The sequence below is a fragment of the Pseudomonas sp. K8 genome (assembly GCF_014889455.1).
Lineage (GTDB): Bacteria > Pseudomonadota > Gammaproteobacteria > Pseudomonadales > Pseudomonadaceae > Aquipseudomonas > Aquipseudomonas veronii.
The window spans coordinates 75369-93909 of the sequence record NZ_VJWO01000010.1 but is presented as its reverse complement, the minus strand read 5'-3'; the positions used below and the strand labels follow the sequence as shown (position 1 = coordinate 93909).

At 61.5% G+C, this 18541-nt stretch carries 19 protein-coding genes; 9 read left to right on the top strand and 10 right to left on the bottom strand.

Annotation, left to right across the window (positions count from 1 at the left end):
* Nucleotides 1-50 precede the first annotated feature (50 nt).
* On the bottom strand, nucleotides 51-344 hold the full coding sequence (locus INT12_RS10130; protein WP_017849529.1) for a hypothetical protein: 294 nt from the start codon (nucleotides 342-344) through the stop codon (nucleotides 51-53).
* 58 nt (nucleotides 345-402) lie between these two features.
* Complete coding sequence (locus INT12_RS10125) at nucleotides 403-1008, bottom strand: arylesterase (protein ID WP_026140353.1); 606 nt, start codon at nucleotides 1006-1008, stop codon at nucleotides 403-405.
* 10 nt (nucleotides 1009-1018) lie between these two features.
* Here INT12_RS10125 and INT12_RS10120 point away from each other — a divergent pair, with 10 nt between their 5' ends.
* Together INT12_RS10120 and INT12_RS10115 are read left to right on the top strand one after the other, a co-directional pair.
* The gene (locus INT12_RS10120) at nucleotides 1019-1702 is read left to right on the top strand and encodes an ABC transporter ATP-binding protein (RefSeq protein ID WP_017849531.1); all 684 of its coding nucleotides are present in this window, start codon (nucleotides 1019-1021) and stop codon (nucleotides 1700-1702) included.
* Complete coding sequence (locus INT12_RS10115; RefSeq protein ID WP_102617957.1) at nucleotides 1702-4212, top strand: ABC transporter permease; 2511 nt, start codon at nucleotides 1702-1704, stop codon at nucleotides 4210-4212. Before INT12_RS10120 ends, INT12_RS10115 begins: the two co-directional genes overlap by 1 nt.
* Nucleotides 4213-4255: 43 nt before the next feature.
* Here the strand turns inward: INT12_RS10115 and greB are convergent, their stop codons facing one another.
* Nucleotides 4256-4729 carry a transcription elongation factor GreB gene (gene greB / locus INT12_RS10110; RefSeq protein WP_026140354.1) on the bottom strand — a complete coding sequence of 158 codons (474 nt, stop codon included), beginning with the start codon at nucleotides 4727-4729 and terminating at the stop codon, nucleotides 4256-4258.
* A gap of 125 nt (nucleotides 4730-4854) precedes the next feature.
* Nucleotides 4855-6018, bottom strand: a complete 1164-nt coding sequence (locus INT12_RS10105) for a hypothetical protein (protein ID WP_193040425.1) — start codon at nucleotides 6016-6018, stop codon at nucleotides 4855-4857.
* 257 nt (nucleotides 6019-6275) lie between these two features.
* On the opposite strand from INT12_RS10105, the gene INT12_RS10100 reads away from it, so the two are divergent.
* Genes INT12_RS10100 through INT12_RS10090 form a run of 3 tightly spaced genes read left to right on the top strand, consistent with a single transcriptional unit; the run spans nucleotide 6276 to nucleotide 9628 of the window.
* Nucleotides 6276-7202 carry an ABC transporter ATP-binding protein gene (locus INT12_RS10100; RefSeq protein ID WP_193040424.1) on the top strand — a complete coding sequence of 309 codons (927 nt, stop codon included), beginning with the start codon at nucleotides 6276-6278 and terminating at the stop codon, nucleotides 7200-7202.
* A complete protein-coding gene (locus INT12_RS10095; RefSeq protein ID WP_193040423.1) occupies nucleotides 7199-7924 on the top strand; it encodes an ABC transporter permease in 726 nt (241 codons plus the stop codon). Before INT12_RS10100 ends, INT12_RS10095 begins: the two co-directional genes overlap by 4 nt.
* Nucleotides 7925-7939: 15 nt before the next feature.
* Nucleotides 7940-9628 carry a Gldg family protein gene (locus INT12_RS10090; protein ID WP_193040422.1) on the top strand — a complete coding sequence of 563 codons (1689 nt, stop codon included), beginning with the start codon at nucleotides 7940-7942 and terminating at the stop codon, nucleotides 9626-9628.
* 4 nt (nucleotides 9629-9632) lie between these two features.
* Here INT12_RS10090 and INT12_RS10085 read toward each other — a convergent pair whose 3' ends face one another.
* The 3 genes from INT12_RS10085 to INT12_RS10075 form a co-directional block, all read right to left on the bottom strand.
* Nucleotides 9633-9941 (bottom strand): hypothetical protein, encoded by a 309-nt coding sequence (locus INT12_RS10085; RefSeq protein WP_017848810.1) that lies wholly within the window; start codon nucleotides 9939-9941, stop codon nucleotides 9633-9635.
* A gap of 260 nt (nucleotides 9942-10201) precedes the next feature.
* A complete protein-coding gene (locus tag INT12_RS10080; protein ID WP_017848811.1) occupies nucleotides 10202-10636 on the bottom strand; it encodes a DoxX family protein in 435 nt (144 codons plus the stop codon).
* A 103-nt stretch (nucleotides 10637-10739) separates the two neighbouring features.
* Nucleotides 10740-12167 (bottom strand): transglycosylase SLT domain-containing protein, encoded by a 1428-nt coding sequence (locus INT12_RS10075; protein ID WP_193040421.1) that lies wholly within the window; start codon nucleotides 12165-12167, stop codon nucleotides 10740-10742.
* Nucleotides 12168-12403: 236 nt separating this feature from the next.
* Here INT12_RS10075 and INT12_RS10070 point away from each other — a divergent pair, with 236 nt between their 5' ends.
* From INT12_RS10070 to INT12_RS10060, 3 genes are all read left to right on the top strand, one after another.
* Nucleotides 12404-13210 carry a TatD family hydrolase gene (locus INT12_RS10070; protein WP_046483457.1) on the top strand — a complete coding sequence of 269 codons (807 nt, stop codon included), beginning with the start codon at nucleotides 12404-12406 and terminating at the stop codon, nucleotides 13208-13210.
* A 98-nt stretch (nucleotides 13211-13308) separates the two neighbouring features.
* A complete protein-coding gene (locus INT12_RS10065) occupies nucleotides 13309-14790 on the top strand; it encodes a methyl-accepting chemotaxis protein (RefSeq protein WP_046384251.1) in 1482 nt (493 codons plus the stop codon).
* A 109-nt stretch (nucleotides 14791-14899) separates the two neighbouring features.
* Nucleotides 14900-15262, top strand: coding sequence for an Mpo1-like protein (locus INT12_RS10060; RefSeq protein WP_193040420.1), 363 nt, complete (start codon nucleotides 14900-14902; stop codon nucleotides 15260-15262).
* A gap of 3 nt (nucleotides 15263-15265) precedes the next feature.
* Here INT12_RS10060 and INT12_RS10055 read toward each other — a convergent pair whose 3' ends face one another.
* The 3 genes from INT12_RS10055 to INT12_RS10045 all read right to left on the bottom strand — a co-directional run bounded on the left by INT12_RS10055 (nucleotide 15266) and on the right by INT12_RS10045 (nucleotide 17276).
* Entirely contained in the window at nucleotides 15266-16063 is a 798-nt protein-coding gene (locus tag INT12_RS10055; RefSeq protein ID WP_108524395.1) for an acyl-CoA thioesterase, read from the bottom strand.
* Nucleotides 16064-16153: 90 nt separating this feature from the next.
* Nucleotides 16154-16915: a CHAD domain-containing protein gene (locus tag INT12_RS10050; protein ID WP_017848817.1), complete on the bottom strand. Its 762-nt coding sequence runs from the start codon at nucleotides 16913-16915 to the stop codon at nucleotides 16154-16156.
* A gap of 82 nt (nucleotides 16916-16997) precedes the next feature.
* A complete protein-coding gene (locus tag INT12_RS10045; protein ID WP_017848818.1) occupies nucleotides 16998-17276 on the bottom strand; it encodes a hypothetical protein in 279 nt (92 codons plus the stop codon).
* Between the two features lie 217 nt (nucleotides 17277-17493).
* Between INT12_RS10045 and INT12_RS10040 the strand changes: the two genes are divergently transcribed.
* Nucleotides 17494-18531: a patatin-like phospholipase family protein gene (locus INT12_RS10040; protein WP_017848819.1), complete on the top strand. Its 1038-nt coding sequence runs from the start codon at nucleotides 17494-17496 to the stop codon at nucleotides 18529-18531.
* The last annotated feature ends 10 nt before the right edge of the window (nucleotides 18532-18541 follow it).

The following is an 18541-nucleotide window of genomic DNA, read 5'->3' as shown; positions in this document are numbered from 1 at the left end:
AGCGATTGTATACGCGATGCGGGCTTCAAGCTGCAAGCTCGTAGCGCCCCTCACCACTCGAAGCGCAGCTCCGGCCAGATCGGCGGCGTGCCACGCTTTTGCGACTCCAAGATGGCACGGCACAGGGGGCACAGGCGCTGGTCCTGGAAGATCGAGCGATCCACCGCCGACCAGCGTGGCTGAGCCGGCAACAACGTGCCGCAGAGCGTGCGATCGATCGTGCCGCCCAGCTCCAATTGACGCGTGACCAGATGCACCCGGACTTCCTGGCAGGCGAACAGATCCAGCTGCTCGTCCGGCTCGATCAGTTGGTAATTAAACAGGGACCAGGCAGGACGCGACATCGAGGGCTCCAAATCGGGGGGGCGCCACCTTAGCCGAAAGCCTGCCGGTAGAAAAGCGTCATAACAGCGGTTTTAGCGTCGGCCAGACATTTTCCAGCAACTTACCCTGGGCGCCGACCGCCGGGTGCAGTTGATCGGCCTGCATCAGCTCGGGATGACCGCCCACGCCGTCGAGGAAAAACGGCACCAACGGCACGCTCTTCTCCTTGGCCAGGGCCGCGTAGACCCCGGCAAATGCCGTGGTGTATTTCGGACCGTAGTTAGGCGGCAACTGCATGCCCAGCAGCAGGACCTTGGCCCCGACCGCCTGGGACTGCTCGATCATCGACGCAAGATTTTGTTTCAATTGCGCGGGCGGCTGTCCACGCAGGCCGTCATTGCCGCCCAGCTCGATAATCACCAGGTTGGGCTTATGCTCCGCAAGCGCCGCCGGCAGCCGCGCGAGGCCTCCGGCGCTGGTGTCGCCGCTGATGGACGCGTTGACCACTTTATCGTCGAAACCTTCGTGTTTGAGCCGCTGTCCCAACAAGGCTACCCACCCTTTGCTGGTATCCAGTCCGAAACCGGCACTGATACTATCGCCAACGATCAGGACTGTACCCGCCGCTGCGTTCTGGGCCATGCACATCAAGGCCAGGCCAGCACTCAAAAACCACATTCGCATCGGATTCTCCATGGGCGCAAGCATTCTCATCGCGCGAAACCTTAGCAAAGTGGTTCCCAGCGCGGAAGGTGAACTGACTATCCTGCACGAACTGAGCCTGGAACTGAACAAGGGCGATAGCCTGGCTATCGTCGGTGCCTCCGGCTCCGGCAAGTCCACCCTCCTCGGTCTGCTGGCCGGCCTCGACCTGCCCAGCAGCGGCGAAGTCATCCTCGCCGGCCAAGCGCTGAGCAGCCTCGACGAAGACCAGCGCGCGCGCATCCGCGCCGAGCATGTGGGCTTCGTCTTCCAGTCATTCCAACTGCTCGACAGCCTCAACGCCCTGGAAAACGTCATGCTGCCGCTGGAGCTGGACGGCCGCAAAGACGCCCGCGAGCGCGCCAGGTACCTGCTCGAACGGGTCGGCCTGGGCCAACGCCTGACCCACTCGCCACGCCAACTCTCCGGGGGTGAGCAGCAACGGGTGGCGATCGCCCGCGCCTTTGCCGCCGAACCGGACGTGCTGTTTGCCGACGAACCCACCGGCAACCTCGACAGCCATACCGGCGAGCGCATCAGCGACCTGCTGTTCGAACTGAATAAAGAAAGCGGCACGACCCTGGTCCTGGTCACTCACGACGAGCGCCTGGCGCACCGTTGCCGACGCCTGATCCGCCTTGAAGCCGGCCTGCTGGTCGCGCCCCTGGAGCCTTGATGGCACGCTTGCCGCTGTTGCGCCTGTTCAGCCTTGCCCTGCGCCAATTGCTGCGCGATGCCCGCGCCGGCGAATTGCGCGTGTTGTTCTTCGCCCTGCTGGTGGCCGTGGCCTCCAGCACCGCCATCGGCTACTTCGGCGCACGCCTTAATGGCGCCATGCTGTTGCGCGCCACCGAGTTCCTCGGCGCCGACCTGGTGCTCGAGGGCAGCTCACCCGCGCGCCCCGAGCAAATCAGGTCCGGGATCGAACTGGGCCTGGATCACGCACGCGTCGTCGAGTTCTCCAGCGTTATCGCCACCGATAACGGCATCCAGCTGTCCAGCATCAAGGCGGTCAACGAACAATACCCGCTGCGCGGCGAACTGAAGAGCGCAGCCGCGCCATTCGCTGACGAAACCGCAGGCGGCGGCCCGAAACCCGGCGAAGCCTGGGTGGAGGCACGGCTGCTCACCGCACTCGACCTGAAAGTCGGTGACAGCATCGACGTGGGCATGAAGTCCCTGCGCCTGGCGCGTGTGCTGACCTATGAACCGGACCGCGCCGGCAATTTCTACAGCCTCACGCCACGGGTGATGATCAACCTGGCCGACCTGGGCGCCACTGGCGTCGTCCAGCCCGGCAGCCGCGTCAGTTACCGCGAGCTGTGGCGCGCAGCCCCCTCAAGTACGGCACTGCAAACCTATCGTGATCTGATCGAGCCGGGCCTCGCGGCCAACCAGCGCCTGCAGGACTCGCGGGATGGCAACCAGCAGATCGGCGGCGCCCTGGGCAAGGCCGAGCGCTACCTGAACATGGCCAGCCTGGTGGCGGTGTTGCTGGCCGGTGTGGCCGTGGCGTTGTCCGCCAACCGTTTCGCCAGCCGACGTTTTGATGCCAGCGCGTTGTTGCGCTGCCTGGGTTTATCGCGGCGTGAAACCATGCTGTTGTTCAGCCTGCAACTGAGCGTACTCGGCCTGTTGGCGAGCCTGGCCGGCGCCCTGCTGGGCTGGCTGGCGCAATTTGGCCTGTTCTATTTCCTGCACGACCTGCTGCCGGCGGACGTACCGCCCGGCGGGCTGCTGCCGGCCATTGCCGGGATCGGCACCGGGCTGGTGGCCCTCGCCGGTTTCGCCCTGCCACCGTTGGCAGCACTGGGCCGCGTCCCACCGCTGCGCGTGTTGCGGCGCGACCTGCTGCCCATCCCGTCCAGCACCTGGATGGTCTACGGCGCGGCGCTGCTTGCCCTGGGCCTGATCATGTGGCGCCTGAGCCTCGACCTGGTGCTGACCTTCGCCCTGCTCGGCGGGGGCGTGGTTGCGGCGTTGATCCTCGGTGGCCTGCTCCTGCTGCTGTTGCAGAGCCTGCGCCGCCTGCTGGCCCGGGCGTCCCTGCCGTGGCGCCTGGGCCTGGGCCAGTTGCTGCGCTATCCATTGGCGGCGGCAGGCCAGTCGCTGGCGTTCGGCTTGATCCTGCTGTCCATGGGCTTGATCGCCCTGCTGCGCGGCGAATTGCTCGACACCTGGCAAAACCAGCTGCCCAAGGATGCCCCCAACTACTTCGCGCTGAACATCCTGCCCGCCGACAAAGACGCCTTTGGCGCTCGCCTGCTCGAACTGCAGGCACAATCGGCGCCGCTGTATCCGGTGGTGCCCGGCCGGCTGATCAGCGTCAACGGCGAGCCCGTGCAGGCGATCGTCAGCAAGGACTCCAGCGGCGACCGCGCAATCCAGCGCGACCTGAGCCTGACCTGGGCCGCCGACCTGCCGCCGGGCAATGCCCTGACCGCGGGTACCTGGTGGTCACAGCAACCGGGCGATGAAATACCGGGTGTGTCGGTGGAAGCCAAGGTTGCCGAAAGCCTGAAACTCAAGCTCGACGACCACCTGGTGTTCACCGTGGCGGGCGAAACCCGTGAAGCGCGGGTCACCAGCCTGCGCACCATCAATTGGGATAACTTCCAGCCCAACTTCTTCATGATTTTCCAGCCTGGCACCTTGAAAGACCTGCCGGCCACCTACCTGACCAGCTTCTATCTGGCCCCCGGCCATGACCGGCAGATCATCGACCTGTCCCGGGCCTTCCCGGCGGTCACGATCCTGCAAGTCGAGGCCCTGCTGGAACAGTTGCGCAGCATCCTCGCCCAAGTAACGCTGGCCGTGGAGTATGTGCTGCTGTTCGTGCTGGCGGCAGGGATGGCGGTGCTGTTCTCCGGCCTGCAGGCCACCCTGGACGAGCGCATTCGCCAAGGTGCGCTGCTGCGTGCGCTGGGCGCCGAGCGCAAGCTGCTGGTGAAGGCCCGACGCATCGAGTTCGGCCTGCTCGGCGCCGTCAGCGGTTTGCTCGCGGCGCTGGGCACCGAGCTGGTGACCTGGGTGCTGTACCGCTATGCCTTCGACCTGGCCTGGCACCCACACCCGTGGTTGTTGTTGCTGCCGGTGATCGGTGGCGTGCTGATCGGCGCTGCCGGGGTGTTCGGGACGCGCCGCGCGCTGAATGCCACGCCATTGGCGGTATTGCGCGAAGGCTGAGACGACAATGGCCCGCGCGTCACAGACCGCGGGCCACTATTGTCTATTTCACATACTCGATTGCGGTGATCCACCAGCACACCTCGCCGTTCGGCGTCTGCACGATGGCCTCATCGTCGACTTGCTTGCGCAGCAGCGCCCGCGCCATCGGCGAGTCGATGGAGATGTAGTCCATGCGTTCGTAGATCTCGTCATAGCCGACGATGCGAAAACGCTTGGTTTCGCCCTGCTCGTTTTCGATATCGACCCAGGCACCGAAAAATACCCGCCCTTCCTGTTCGGGCATGTACTCCACCACGCGCATGTCTTCCAGACGCTTGCGCAGGTAGCGCACCCGTCGGTCAATCTCACGCAGCAGCTTCTTGTTGTACTGGTAGTCCGCGTTCTCGCTGCGATCCCCCAGGGAAGCGGCCCAAGTCACTTTGCGCGTGGTGTCCGGACGCTTTTCGCGCCACAGGTAATCCAACTCCTTCTTCAGCGCCTCATGACCTTCTTTGGTAATCAGCTTGGTACTCAAACGTGTGCATCCCCAGGCAATGTCCATTGATTCCAATACGCCGCGGCATGCAGGCCCGGCGTCGACGAACAGAGGGTGATGATAAATGAACCGGGGAAAGTAGCCAGACCCTCTGACGCCTCGCATCACAGCTGGATTGCGCCCGGCTCGCTGCTCGCTTGAACCAGTTCATTCCTGGCCAGGCCGTCCAACGCCTGGTCGAGTTCATAGAGAATGGCATGCACATTCTGGCGCAACCCTGGTAACTGCACGAGCAGCGCCGCCAACGTCTCGCCTTTCTGACGCGCCCGCAGCTCTTGCGCCTCGACTTGAATGGCCCGCTCTTCCAGGACGCGGGTGCGCTCATCCATTTGACGCTGCCCTTGCTGCTGCATGGCCACGGCATTTGCCAACTGCGCTTCACGCCCCTCCAACGCCTGCGCCTGCAACTGCACGGCGCCCTCCTCCTGCACCATGCGACGGGTCAGTTCCTGGCGCTTTTGCTCAAGCTCCGCCAGCCCTCGCTGCAGTTCAACCTGGCGCTGTTCGAGTGCTTCTTCGCGCTTTTGCATTGCAAGTTTTTGCTGGGTCAGTTCCTGGGCGACACGCGCGAGGTTGGTCAAGGTGCTGTCCACCTCGAACAGTGAATTGTGTTCTGCCTGTTCGTTGGATGCCGGCGGCGCACTGGGTGCAACCGCGACGACCGGCGCAGCAGTTGGCGCCACGACCGCGGGCACCTGCCGCTGAGGTTCAGCCAGCCCCTCGATCACCACCGGTAAGACCTTTTCAGGCTCCTTGGTGACTTTGGGAGCCGAGACCAATTTGGAAGAAAAACGAATGGACGGGACAATCAGCGTAGGACTTTCAATCGCCTCTGACGCAGGGGCCGATGTGCCCAAGGTAATCACCTTCATCACCAAGGCTTTCTTGATGTTCATTGAATGATGATCTTCGGGCCTGGCGGGCGGCAACTTGCAGCCTTTCAAGTCGACAAAGTGATAGGGAATCTGGCCGTCGCCGACGCTACCGGACTTGGTACCGGAAGCGGCCAGGGTCAGTATTTGTTTAAACACCCGCATCGCAACTTGCAGATCCTCTTGGGTATCCACCCCACCCAAGAAGTAGCGTTCAACTTTCCTACGCAATGCTGCGACATATACCCGGGAACTACCCGGCTCTATTTCTTCATCCAGGCTGTACACAAGAAAGTTCGACGCGATCTGGGGAACAGCAAAACCACAGAGCAGAGCACCGTTGACCGGCGCATCCTCACCAGAGCGTTCAAGAACTAGGGTACGTAGAAGCATCATAGTAATCAGGCCTCATGACAACAAGCAAAGCGTATATAAACATCAGATAAACATCCGACCATCAACATGCATTTATCACTCAACGATTGTTTCAGCGAGGTAACAGACTGAACGTAGGACTTCTCTTATTAAGATACTTCAGCGTTTCCAAGCACTGTACATTGAACGTACCATTTTTAAACCCGAGCCCTATATCACTCAACAAAGGCGCTTGCCTCTTCATTCTTCTTGCCTCACCAACCGAACAGAAAAGCATAATGATCGAGATAAGCAACCTCACAAAATACTTGAACAAAAAGAGTGTAATCAGCGATGTCTCATTTTCTGCCAAACGCCAAGAGTGCCTTGGTTTATTTGGATTGGAGGGGGCAGGTAAAACGACACTTTTAAAAATGATCGCCGGCGCCATCCAACCCTCCTCGGGGCAAGTGCGGATTCTGGGGCTGGATACACACACACACGGCTATCACGCACGCAAGGCAATAGGCTATCAACCCGAATCCGGTGTCAGTCACCCGACCCTGTCGGTCAAGAACCTGCTCAGGTTCATCGCCACCGTTCGGGGATTCCAAGGCGCGGAGCGACGCAGGCGGGTGGATCATGCGGCCAGCCGACTCGAACTCTGGCCAGTCCTCGATTACCCGATCAACACCCTTCCCCCTGGCCTGAAACGCAAAGTCGCGTTTGCCCAGGCCCTGCTGCACGACCCCGACGTGCTGTTACTGGACGAACCCAGCGAAGGGTTGGCGCCCCATCAGCAAGGCAAGATCAGCAGGCTTATCCAGTCGTTGGCCGACGAGATGACGATCATCGTTGCCTCACGCGATTGCGAAGCACTGGCCGGCGTCTGCACCCGCGCCCTAGTCATTGGCGGCGGGCGCCTGTTGGCGGACACCCCGATGCCCGAGCTGCAGCGCAGTTCCCGGCACTTTCGCGCAGTCACCCTGGCGGCGGAGTCAGCCCTGGATTTACTGGCGCTTGCCGTACTGCCCGGCGTGGCAGGTATCGAAGAAGACCGGCACGGCCCTGGCACGGTAACCGTTCTCGCCATGCCGGGACACTCCATCTACCCCGCCATCTGCGCATTGATTGCCAACCGACGCTGGGAAATACACTCACTGAATCTGGAGCCAGGCCGCCTGAACGATGTCGTTCACCACCTGAGCCAGGAGGCATCCCATTGAACCTGCTGCCATCTGTTTTCAAACGCCAGCTTGCCAGCTATCTATCGGCACCTGCCACCTACCTGAGTGTTGCGCTGTTCCTGTTGCTGTCGACCTTGCTGGGGTTGCACACCAGCCAATTGCTGGAGCGCAGCAGCAGCGATTTGCAGGGCTTTTTTCAATGGCACCCTTGGTTGTACCTGTTACTGGTCCCTGCACTGTCGACTCAACTTTGGGCGGACGAGAACGAGACAGGCTTTGGCGATTTCATGAAAACACTGCCTGTGCGGCCCGCCGAACTGGTTATTGGAAAGTTCCTCGCCGCCTGGGTCGTGGCGGGCCTGGCATTATTACTGACATTCCCCATCGTGACGGTGGTCAACTTGTTGGGCAGTGCGGACAACCGGGTCATCGTCTCCCAATTCCTGGCCAGTTGGTTATTGAGCGGAAGCTATCTCTCAGTGGGTGTTTTTATTTGCGCACTGACCCGCCAGCGCCTGGCCATTTTCATATTGACGCTGAGCCTGTTGTTATTGGCCAGCGGCGTGTCTTCGATATTGGATGCACTGGAGCGTCAAGCCCCCATCTGGATCATCGACAGTTTGACATCTCTCAGCCCACTCCTGCGTTTTGGCCTGATTGATCACGGGACACTTACCTTTCAGGACGGCGCGTATTTCATCAGCATGATCATTGCTTTTCTTGCTGCGACGACCGTTATCCTCAACTACAAGAACAGCTGAGAAGGAACACTCTCGATGCGATATCCATTGCGCACCGGCATGACACTTAGCGTCATACTGCTGCTGTTCCTCGCATTCAACCTGGTATGGGTAGTCAAACTTCCTGATTTACGCCAGGACTTTTCCCAACAACAGACCAATACATTGTCACCCGCGGCATTGCACTTACTCACCACACTGGAAAGTCCACTGGACTTCTATTATTTCAATTCAAGCATACCGGCCAAAAAAAGCATCCTGAAACACTATGCCAAACGCGTCGAAGAAAAACTCAGGGCGTTCGAACACGCAGCAAACGGCAGGATCAATCTGCACATTATCGATCCCACTCCCTTTTCAGAGGATGCCTACAAAGCAGGACTGTATGGCCTGCGCGATCAACCGGGGTTCTTCGGTCTTATCGGCGCTCGGGAGGGGCAAACCGCCCAACGCATCGAGTCGTTCAACCCGGAGAACGAGCCGCTGCTGGAGTATGAAATCAGCCACTTGATCACCCAGTTGCTGCACCCCGAGCCCGCGATCGTCGGGCTGTTATCAGGGTTACCGGCCGGCGCATCCATCGAGCCGCTGGTACTGGAATTGCACCGACATTTCGACCTCCTGGAGCTGGAACCGACGGCCGATCATGTGCCCTCGCGGATTAAAACCCTGATGCTCGTACATCCACGCGGGCTGCCGGAAAAAACACTGTATGCGATCGACCAGTTCGTCCTGGGCGGCGGCAAACTGCTGATGTTTATCGACCCCCTCGACAAAGGCGGCTCAAAGACAACGTCTTCCGCCACCCGGTTAGACGGGTTGCTCGCCGGCTGGGGGGTCAGCATGCCGAGCAACAAAGTGCTGGTCGACCCCACCTATGCCCCGTCGGAACATCAACCGGCCACATTCACCCTGCCACGCCAAGCAATGAATACCCGCGATGTCAGCACCTGGAAGCTGGGCACAGTGACCGTGTCGAACAGCGGCGCCCTGTTCTCCCTGGATAAAAGCCGCGCCATCTTCACGCCGCTGTTGCGCAGTTCCAGACAGTCGTTACTGATCGATTCAGACGCCGTGGACAGTGCGTTACCCACGCGTGGCGAGCCTCACGTGATCGCTGCCCGCCTCGAAGGGCCAGCCTATTCGGCGTTTGCCGACGGATTTGGCGGGCGGCCGCCGGGGTTGCAGAAGGCGGCGCAGATCCATGTGGTCGTGGTTGCAGATACGGATATGTTGAGCGAGCCTCCCGGCGAATCCGCGCGAAATGCCAACAAACTATTTGTCATGAACGCACTGGATAACCTCGCCGCGCCGCAGGCCCTGGCGGATATTCGCCCGCGCGCGGTGGCCGGCCATTCATTGAAGCTGTTGGCGAAGCGGCGCGAGGCTGCCGAACGCGCCTATCGGGATCAGGCTGCCGAGCTGGAACGGCGCCTGGCACGAACGGAAAAGGAATGGCAGCGCCTTAACCCCGACGTCACGGCCCTGGGCACGGAGTCGGTCGATACCAGTACCCAGTTGCAAGCGCTCAACAAGGAACGCCTGCGTCTACCGATGGAACTGCATACGCTGAAAAACACGCTTTACGCGCCAGTGCAGCGCCTGGAACGCAACGTAAAACTGCTGGTGACTGTGCCGTTGCCGGCACTGCTGTGCCTGATTGCCTGGGGGCTGTTTCGGCGGCGGCGTCGTCGCTGGCCGGTGCCGCCGTCGGCGTTTTATTGAGGGCTCAGCGCCGCGCGATCAAACCTTGCCGGGCAATGCGCGTCAGTTGGCGGATCACCTCAGCCGCGTCACTGGCGCTGGGCGCCTGGATCACCGCGAGGTCAAAGCTGTTGCTGGCAAAGCGTGCCAGGGAATCGCCATCTTCGACAAATTGGATCAGGAACGCCGAGGGCCGCCCGCCCCGACGCGGCCAGCCGTCCAGGTAACGCAACAGCGTCGGCTGGTGCTTGCCGCCCAGGAGAATTCTCGGATTGCGTTGAGTCAGCTCCGCAGTGATCGGAGCCAGGCGTATGAGGGGGCGTGGTGCATTCATCGTGTCGTGTCTCTGCCTCAAAAGTCTGCGGGCAGGTGAGAGGCAACACCGAACCAGCGCTTTAGCGGTATTTCGAAGCCGGCGTCTGCAATGAGAACTGGCTTCTGTCGGGCTGCATCGAGTCCCAGTGGCGCCCCGCAATTAGCTGTTTAAATCGGCGCATAACCAACATCCTAGAGAAGCCGATGGGGCGGTGTCAAGAATCCCGCGCAACGAAAAGGCCCGCACATGGCGGGCCTTCTCCAGCGGTTACAGACCGATCAGTGGGTGATGGCGCGGTCGGCGGACAGTTTGCCGGCACCTTCGAACAGGACGGCCAGGGAGCCGCCGAGCAAGGCCAGGGCGAACTCATAACCATTGTTCGCCATGAACAGACCGTTATGGATATGCACCGAGAAGATCGCCACCAGCGACAGGATCGTCAGGCCCAAGGCCGCAGGGCGTGCCAGCAGGCCGATGATCAAGGCCAGGCCGGCGAAGAACTCGGTACCGCCCGACAACAAGGCCATCAGGGTGCCCGGCGCCAGGCCGATGCTTTCCATCCACTGCGCGGTGCCCGCCAGGCCGTAGCCGCCAAACCAGCCAAAGAGTTTTTGCGAACCGTGGGCGGCGAAGATGATGCCGACGACAATGCGCAGAATGGTCAAGCCATAGCCGGCGCGGGTGGACAGGATGCTTTTGATCAGTGGGCTCATGGGGATAATCCTTTTCAGAGTAGGGGTTGGTTGGCCGCTATATTAATCAGTTTAGGCAATGATAAAAGCCGAAAAAATGCCTGATTAATATCTATAAAATCGATCACTTGCGCGAAGCGATTTTCGGCTCCAACGCCGACGGCTCCAGGGAGTCCCGCTCCCGATCAAACGCCAGGTAGTACTTGTTGACGCTATTCACATAGCTCACGCCGCTCATCCCCACCTGCTCCATGGCAATGCGCTCCACCTGGAAGAACCACTGATTGGGGTTCAACCCACGCCGCTTGGCTTCGGTACGCATGCCTTGCACGCGTTCCGGCCCCATGTTGTAGGCCGCCAGCACGAACGCCATGCGCTCACGCTCGTTGAGCTTGGGGCTGGCGAAAAACTTGCGGCGGATCATCGACAGGTAACGTGCGCCCGCCTGTACGTTACTGTCGAGATTCTCGATATTGTTCACGCCCACCCGCTGCGCCGCCGAAGGCGTGATCTGCATCAGGCCCGTGGGACCACCGCTGCTGCGCGCGCTTGGGTCGAGGGCGGACTCCTTGAAGGCCAGCGCGGCGAGGTTCAACCAATCCATGCCTTGCTCGCGCGCATGTTTTTGCAGGATCGGACGCAGTTTCTCCAGGCGCTGGCGGTCGATGCGGGCCAGCGGGTTGCGCACTTGGTAAAGGCGTCGATAAATGCGCTGAAACGCCACGTCCTGGTCGGAAGGCGTGCGGTAGGTCTTGAGGAAGCGATCAATACTCGCCCGCAGCATCGCGGCGTCCTGCCGCACGAACCAATACTCTTCGCCCGGCTCATTGATCACCACCTGCTTGTCGAAGCGCAGCTTGGGCAGGATCTTCGACCAACGTTCGGCGATGGGCTTCTCGACGATGGTCAGGTGAAAGATGCCGGCCTGGACCATCTCCAGCACGTCCTCCACCGCCAGGCTCGGGTCGACCCACTCCACCTTGATCGGCGGCTGCTTGTGCAGGGCCAGTTTCTGGTTGACCTGGTTGATCGCATCCGCCGCCGCGCTGCCGGTGGTCAGCGCCAATGTGCGCCCGGACAACTGCTCCAGCCGGGTGAACCGGCGCTCGCCCTTGACCCCCACCAGCCATAACGGCACACCGCTGGCAATCGGGTCGCTCGCACTGATCTTGTGCGTGGCCTTCACTTCCAGCAATTCCCCGGGGGCTACCAGATCGCCTTCACCCCGCGCCAGCGCGCCGAGCAGTTGGTCCTTGGCCTTGGGGATGATCTTCAGGTTGATTTCCTGGCCATCGCGGGCTTGGTCGTTGAGGTACTGCTCGAACGCACGCAGGCGATGGTATTCGACACCAATGGCCTGGCCCTGGATTTCGCCGGAACTGTTGCGGCTCTGGTTGACCAGTACGCGCAGGGTACGACTGGAGCGAATCTCGGCCAGGTCGCGCACCTTGCTCGGTTTGGTCACTTCCAGCGGCCCGTCCAGCCGCGCGACCGCCGCCATGGGCAGCAATAACGTCAGGCACAACATAAGCAACGCCGAGGGTCGGATCATCCGCTCTCCGGAAAGAATACTGGCCAGCACCTTCGCGAAAAACGAGGGGCTGGAGGTCAGAAACAGAGCGCTTTATGCGCTGACAAGGCACGCAACGGCGGCACCAGGATAGGCGATAGACCCACCACAATGTCACTTGCGACGTTCAAAGACAGCTATAACTCGTTGTAGTTCTAGGTTTTTCTTATAAATCTACAGCTCTGATATGCTTTCCGGCCGCAGGCGGAGATAGCACCATGCAACTCATTGATATCGGCGTCAACCTGACAAACCCAAGTTTCGACGAGAAGCACCAGGCCGTTCTCGAGCGTGCATATGCCGCCGGCGTGCAACAATTGGTGCTCACCGGCACCAGTGTCGACGGCAGCGAACAGGCCCTGCAATTGTGCGAAAAGCTGGATGAAAGCGGCCAGCGACTGTTCTGCACCGCCGGCATCCACCCCCATTCCGCCAGCGACTGGAACGGCGACAGCGCCCAACGCCTACGTGGTTTGCTCAACGACAGCCGCGTGCGCGCGGTGGGCGAATGCGGGCTGGATTTCAACCGCGACTTCTCACCGCGCCCGCAGCAGGAAAAAGTCCTCGAAGAACACCTGGCCCTGGCCGTCGAGCTGAAACTGCCGGTGTTTCTCCACGAACGCGACGCCAACCAGCGCCTGCTGGAGATCCTCAAGGATTACCGCGATCACTTGTCCGCCGCCGTGGTGCATTGTTTCACGGGCGAGCAGCAGGCGCTGTTCAGCTACCTCGACCTCGACTTGCACATCGGCATCACCGGCTGGATCTGCGACGAGCGCCGTGGGACGCACCTGCATCCGCTGGTCAGAGAAATTCCTCGGGGCCGCCTGATGCTGGAAAGCGATGCGCCTTACCTGCTGCCGCGCACCCTGCGGCCCAAACCGAAAAACGGCCGTAACGAACCGGCCTACCTGCCGGAGGTGCTGCGCGAAGTCGCCCTGCACCGCAACGAAAGCCTGGAAGACCTGGCCCAGCACAGCACCGCCTGCGCGCGCATTTTTTTTGGCCTACCCGCGGTGGTTTGATGTGGCGTATTGACCCATATCAAAGTGGTATTTTTTCGGTAGCGGCACAATAATGGCACCTTGCCAATGCTGTTTCCGCTATCAGAGAAAAACCTTCTATGGGTGCCTGGCTTAGCAATATCTCGCTGAAATACAAATTCTGGGCCGTCAACGCGGTCGCCTTTATCACCACGCTGCTGTTGGTGCTATACGCTGTGCATCTCGAACAGCAGTCGCGCAGCCAGGCGTCCCAGGCCTCGGCACAAGCCCAGGCGCGCTTGCTCAGCGCCTGGCCGGCCGACAAGGCGCTGCCCAAGGGCGAGGCGTGGCTGACGTTTGCCCGTGGCCAAGTCCCACAGTTGGCTGATCAAGATCTGTCAGACCTGAGCAGTGCCAGCGGCTGGGTCGAACTCAATCACCTGCCCTTGTTCGGCGAAAACCCGTTGATGGGCGCTGAAGTGGTCGCCCGCGCCGACGGGCAACAGGTCGCCGTGCTCGCTTACGCGCCAAGCCTGAGCCAGGTGTTCAGTGAGCGCTTCGCCAACTACGCGGTGGCGGTGCTGATCCTGATGCTGGCGATGCTCTGCGCGTCGCAGTTGCTGATCCGCTTCCTGCTCAGCCAGCTCAACACCCTCAAGGACGTGATGCTGCACGTCGAGAAAACCGGCGACTTGTCGGCGCGCGTCCCGCTGGCCTGCAAAGATGAAGTCGGGCAGATGGCCAGCGCGTTCAATGCCATGCAAGCCGGCTACCAGCGAGTGGTCAACACCGTGGCCAGCACCGCCAAGCAACTGGATGAGGGCGCGGCGCGCCTGGCCAGCAGCATGAACGAGGTGCAGCACGGCATGCTCGGCCAGCAAAGCGAAACCGACCAGGCCGCCACCGCCATCAACGAGATGACGGCCACCGTCCACCACATTGCCCAACACGCCGGCGCCACCCGCGACCTGTCCCAGACCGCCGACACCCTCGCCGGCAGCGGCCGCGAAGTGGTGGATCGGGTACAACGCTCAATCGCCGGGCTGTCCAGCGGCGTGCAACAGACCGCCGAGATGATCCAGAAACTCGCCGAAGACAGCCAGAAAATCAACGGCGTGGTCAGCGTTATCCACAGCATCGCCGAACAGACCAACCTGCTCGCGCTCAACGCCGCCATCGAAGCCGCCCGCGCCGGGGAGATGGGCCGCGGTTTCGCCGTGGTCGCCGACGAAGTGCGCAACCTGGCCAAACGCGTGCAAACCTCCACCGACGAAATCACGCTCATGGTCTCGGCGCTGCAAGCCGGCACCCGCGATGCGGTGGACTTCATGCAAGAAAGCTCGTTCAAGGCCGATGACTGCGTGCAACAGGCCCAGGAAGCCGGCGCGGCACTGGCCGAAATCACCGGCGCCGTGGCGCAGATGCGCGAAAGCAACACCCAGATCGCCGTCGCCGCCGAACAGCAGAGCCATGTCGCCGAAGAGATGAACCGCGCCGTGGTGAGTATTCGTGATGTGACCGAGAACACCGTGCAGCAGACCGTGGATTCGGCCACCACCAGCAATCAGCTCGCCACATTGGCCGGGGAGTTGAGCAAGGCGATTGGCCAGTTGAAGCTATAAGCAATACAAGGCGAGGCTATGGCCCCCATAGCCAGCCTTGATTCGCCGCGCCAGCCGACCCGACCTAAACTCTGTTCAAGTTATTTCAACGGACAGAGGATTCATCATCATGGGCAAACGTCATCCCAATCTCCCCGCCTGGCAATGGCGTCAGTACCCGCAAAACCACCAGCACCCGACCAACCTGGCGTTGCACATGATCGCGGTGCCGCTGTTTATCATCGGGTTTCTGTTGGTCGTTTCCGGGGTGTTCAGCCTGAGCCTGGCCAGTTTGGCCGTGGGCGTTGTCGGCATCCTCGCCGGCCTTGCCTTGCAGCAGCATGGCCACAGCCTGGAAGCCCAGGCCGGTGAACCGTTCAGCGACCGCAAAGACGCGGTCCAACGCCTGTTGGTCGAGCAGTTCGTGAGCTTCCCACGCTTTGTGCTCAGCGGTGGCTGGTGGCGCGCCTGGCGTCAACGCCACCGGCACTGAAGGTCAGGCGAAGACCACCACGGTCTGGCGGCTGATGGCGATCAACTCGCCGCTCGGGCTCCACAGCGCCGCAGCGGCATGGCCGTAGCCGTCACGGGCGTGTTCGATGTTGACGTAGTACTGGCACCAGTCAAGTGTGGTGAGGTCTTGCAGCGGCTGGATAAACTCGATGGTCCAGGTCAGGGTACTGCCCGGCGCGGGCTTGCGCAGGTGCGGCAGCAACGCTGGCGGCCAGGCATCCACCAGGGCGAGGATGTGCGACTCGGTCAGCGGCTCTTCTTTCACATCGCCGCGCAAGCGCACCCAACCGCCCATGTCGCGGGAGGTATTGCCGGTAAACGGCAGGCCGCCGACACTCCAGCGCATCGCCAGGTGCCGCATGAATTCCGGGGTGACGCCCTGGATATACGGCAGCTCCTGGCATTCATCCCAATGCTTGAAGGTCGGCGGCGGCTCACTCGCCACCACGACTTGCGACTCACGGGACGCGCCGAAACTGGCCTGGACCAGCGTCGCCACTTCACCGTTCTGCATCACCCGGCCAAGCAATTGGCTGACCGCCTTGCCTTCGCGCAGCACTTCGACGTGATAACTGGCGGGCACATCCGCGGCGACCGGGCCGACAAAAGTGATTGCCAACGAGCGTAACGGCCGGTCGGCAGGGACCTGGGCGCGTAGCGCTTCATATTGCAAAGCGGCCACCAGGCCACCAAAGGTCGCGCGACCCTGCGCCCATTCGGCGGGGATGGTGACCTCCAGCGGGTGGTTACGGGCGGCGTCGAGCAAATCACTGAAGCGCATGGCGACCTCACATCAAAAAGACCGGAGCAGCGATCTTAACCAGCGCACCCACCAGGTACAGCGCCTATTCCGGCCAAAAACCGGACCGGCTCAGAAACAGTCCGCGCAGAGTTTGTCCAGCACCCGATCCGCCTCGCCTTCGGCCTGGGCCATGGTGCGACGCCAAATCGTCACACAGGGCTGCAGATCGGCTTGATGCTCAGCCTGGAGCAGCCACTGCCAGCAATCATGCCAATCGCCCAGGGCGCCTTGGGCTTGCTTGAGGCGCGACATCGCCTTGACCGGCAGCTTGTCCAGCTCGGGGTAGGCTTCGGCGGCGTAGCGCACGCGCTTGATCAACAAGCGCAGACGGTGGCGATCGTGGCTGGGGTCCTGCAGGGCGTCATCGAGGTTGTGCCATTGCTTGGCCAGGCGTTTCTCGATACGCGTGCGCAGGCCCCTGAGCAGTTTCTGGTGTTGCGAGGCACGGATAAACCGCGGGAATGCATCGAGGATCTGCAGCAGGTGCGCCAGCTCCGGGCCCTCGGCGACGTGGCGATAGGCCTCGGGTTGCAGGCGCAGACGACGGTCGGCGGCGGCATGGTGACCGTGCTGGTGCAGATGCGCGGCCAGCACTTCACGATCGCGCAACGGGGTGGTCAATTGGCCGACGGTACTGGCGGCCAGTTCGAGTTGTTCGACCCCCGGCAAGCCGCGCAAGGGTCGCAACAGGCTACGCAGGCGCCGCACGGTGGTGCGCAAATCATGCAGGGCTTCATCGTCGGTGACGGCGGCGAGCCGAGCCTGGCAGCTCAGTAACCCTACTTCCAGGCCGATGACCTGAGCGACTAACTGATCTACCAAGGCTGACATGTTTTCCTCCACTGACGACGAATAATCCCTGCATCACTCAAACCGCTGACGCAGCCTGGTTGCACTCGACAGCTGCGACGAATCAGCGGCCGGCGCGCGACTCACGAATATAGAAACGCGCCTTCTCGGCCTTGTTGGCGCAGCCTTCGAACGCTTCGAATTGCTGCTGGGTCTTGGCGCCGGTCAGCAGGGACAAGGCCTTGGAATAACTCACGGTACCGGCAAAGCCTTCGGCCTTGGCCAGGTCCAGCTCTTTCCACGCGGCGTCCAATTGGCTGCCGCAGCTGTCGCGATAGGCAGTTTTCCCGGCGCAACCGGCCAGGGCCAACATGATCACAGGCACACACATCCAGGCTTTCATCGATGACACCTCAAAATAAAGAAAAACGGTCGTACCGTGTAGACGTTGCCTACAAAGAAAAGTGCCTTGTCCGCCACCCGAAATCAAAAGCGCCTATTGCCAGAGCATACCCGAGCCTAGCCGCTATTCTGGAAAAATATTGCGCGTTGGCGCGAAGATTGAAGCCGCCCCCGTATTGGGTGCATTGTGGGCGCCTGCTTAACGAAGGACATCGACCATGAAGAAGCGTGTTGCCTTGGTGCTGGGCTCCGGTGGGGCCAGGGGCTATGCCCATATCGGTGTGATCGAGGAAATCGAACGGCGCGGCTACGACATCGCCTGTATCGCCGGCTGCTCCATGGGCGCGGTGGTGGGCGGAATCTATGCTGCTGGCAAACTCGACGAGTATCGCAACTGGATCGAAAGCCTGGATTACCTCGACGTACTGCGCCTGGTCGATGTGAGCTTCCGCCTGGGAGCGATTCGCGGCGAGAAGGTCTTCGGGCAGATCCGCAAGATCGTCGGCGAGATCAATATCGAAGAGCTGCGCATCCCCTACACCGCCGTGGCCACCGACCTCACCAACCAGCAGGAAATCTGGTTCCAGGAAGGCTGCCTGCACCAGGCCATGCGCGCATCGGCGGCGATTCCGAGCCTGTTCACCCCGGTGATGCAGGGCAACCGCATGCTGGTGGACGGCGGGCTGCTCAACCCGCTGCCGATCGTGCCGGTGGTGTCGAGCCATTGCGACTTGATCATTGCGGTCAACCTCAATGCGACCAACCAGAAACACTACCACTTGCCGGTGATCCAGCGGCCGCCGGCGTTCAAGAGCCGCTTCAACAGCCTGGCGAAGTCGCTGGGGTCGCACTTGCCGTTTCGCCGCAAGCAGGCCGAGCAGTTGATGAAGCTCGAACAGGAAGCCTTGCAGGCCCAAGCGGCCGAGATCAACCCGTGGCTGGAGTCGGCCGAACCGGAATCCCAGCAGCCCGCCGCCGCCCCGGAAAAAGCCGGGGCGCCGAAGTCGGCGACCGGATCGTTCATCATCGACAACGTCGGCCCGGCATCATTGCTGGACCTGATCAACCAGAGCTTCGAGGTGATGCAGACATCGCTGGCGCAATACAAGATCGCCGGCTACCCGCCGGATGTGCTGATCAACGTGCCGAAGCGGGTGTGCCGGTTTTTCGAGTTCTACAAGGCGCCGGAACTGATCGCCCTGGGGCGCGAGATCGCCAGTGATACGTTGGATCGGTATGAGAGTGAGCAGCACTGAGATTGGCGGT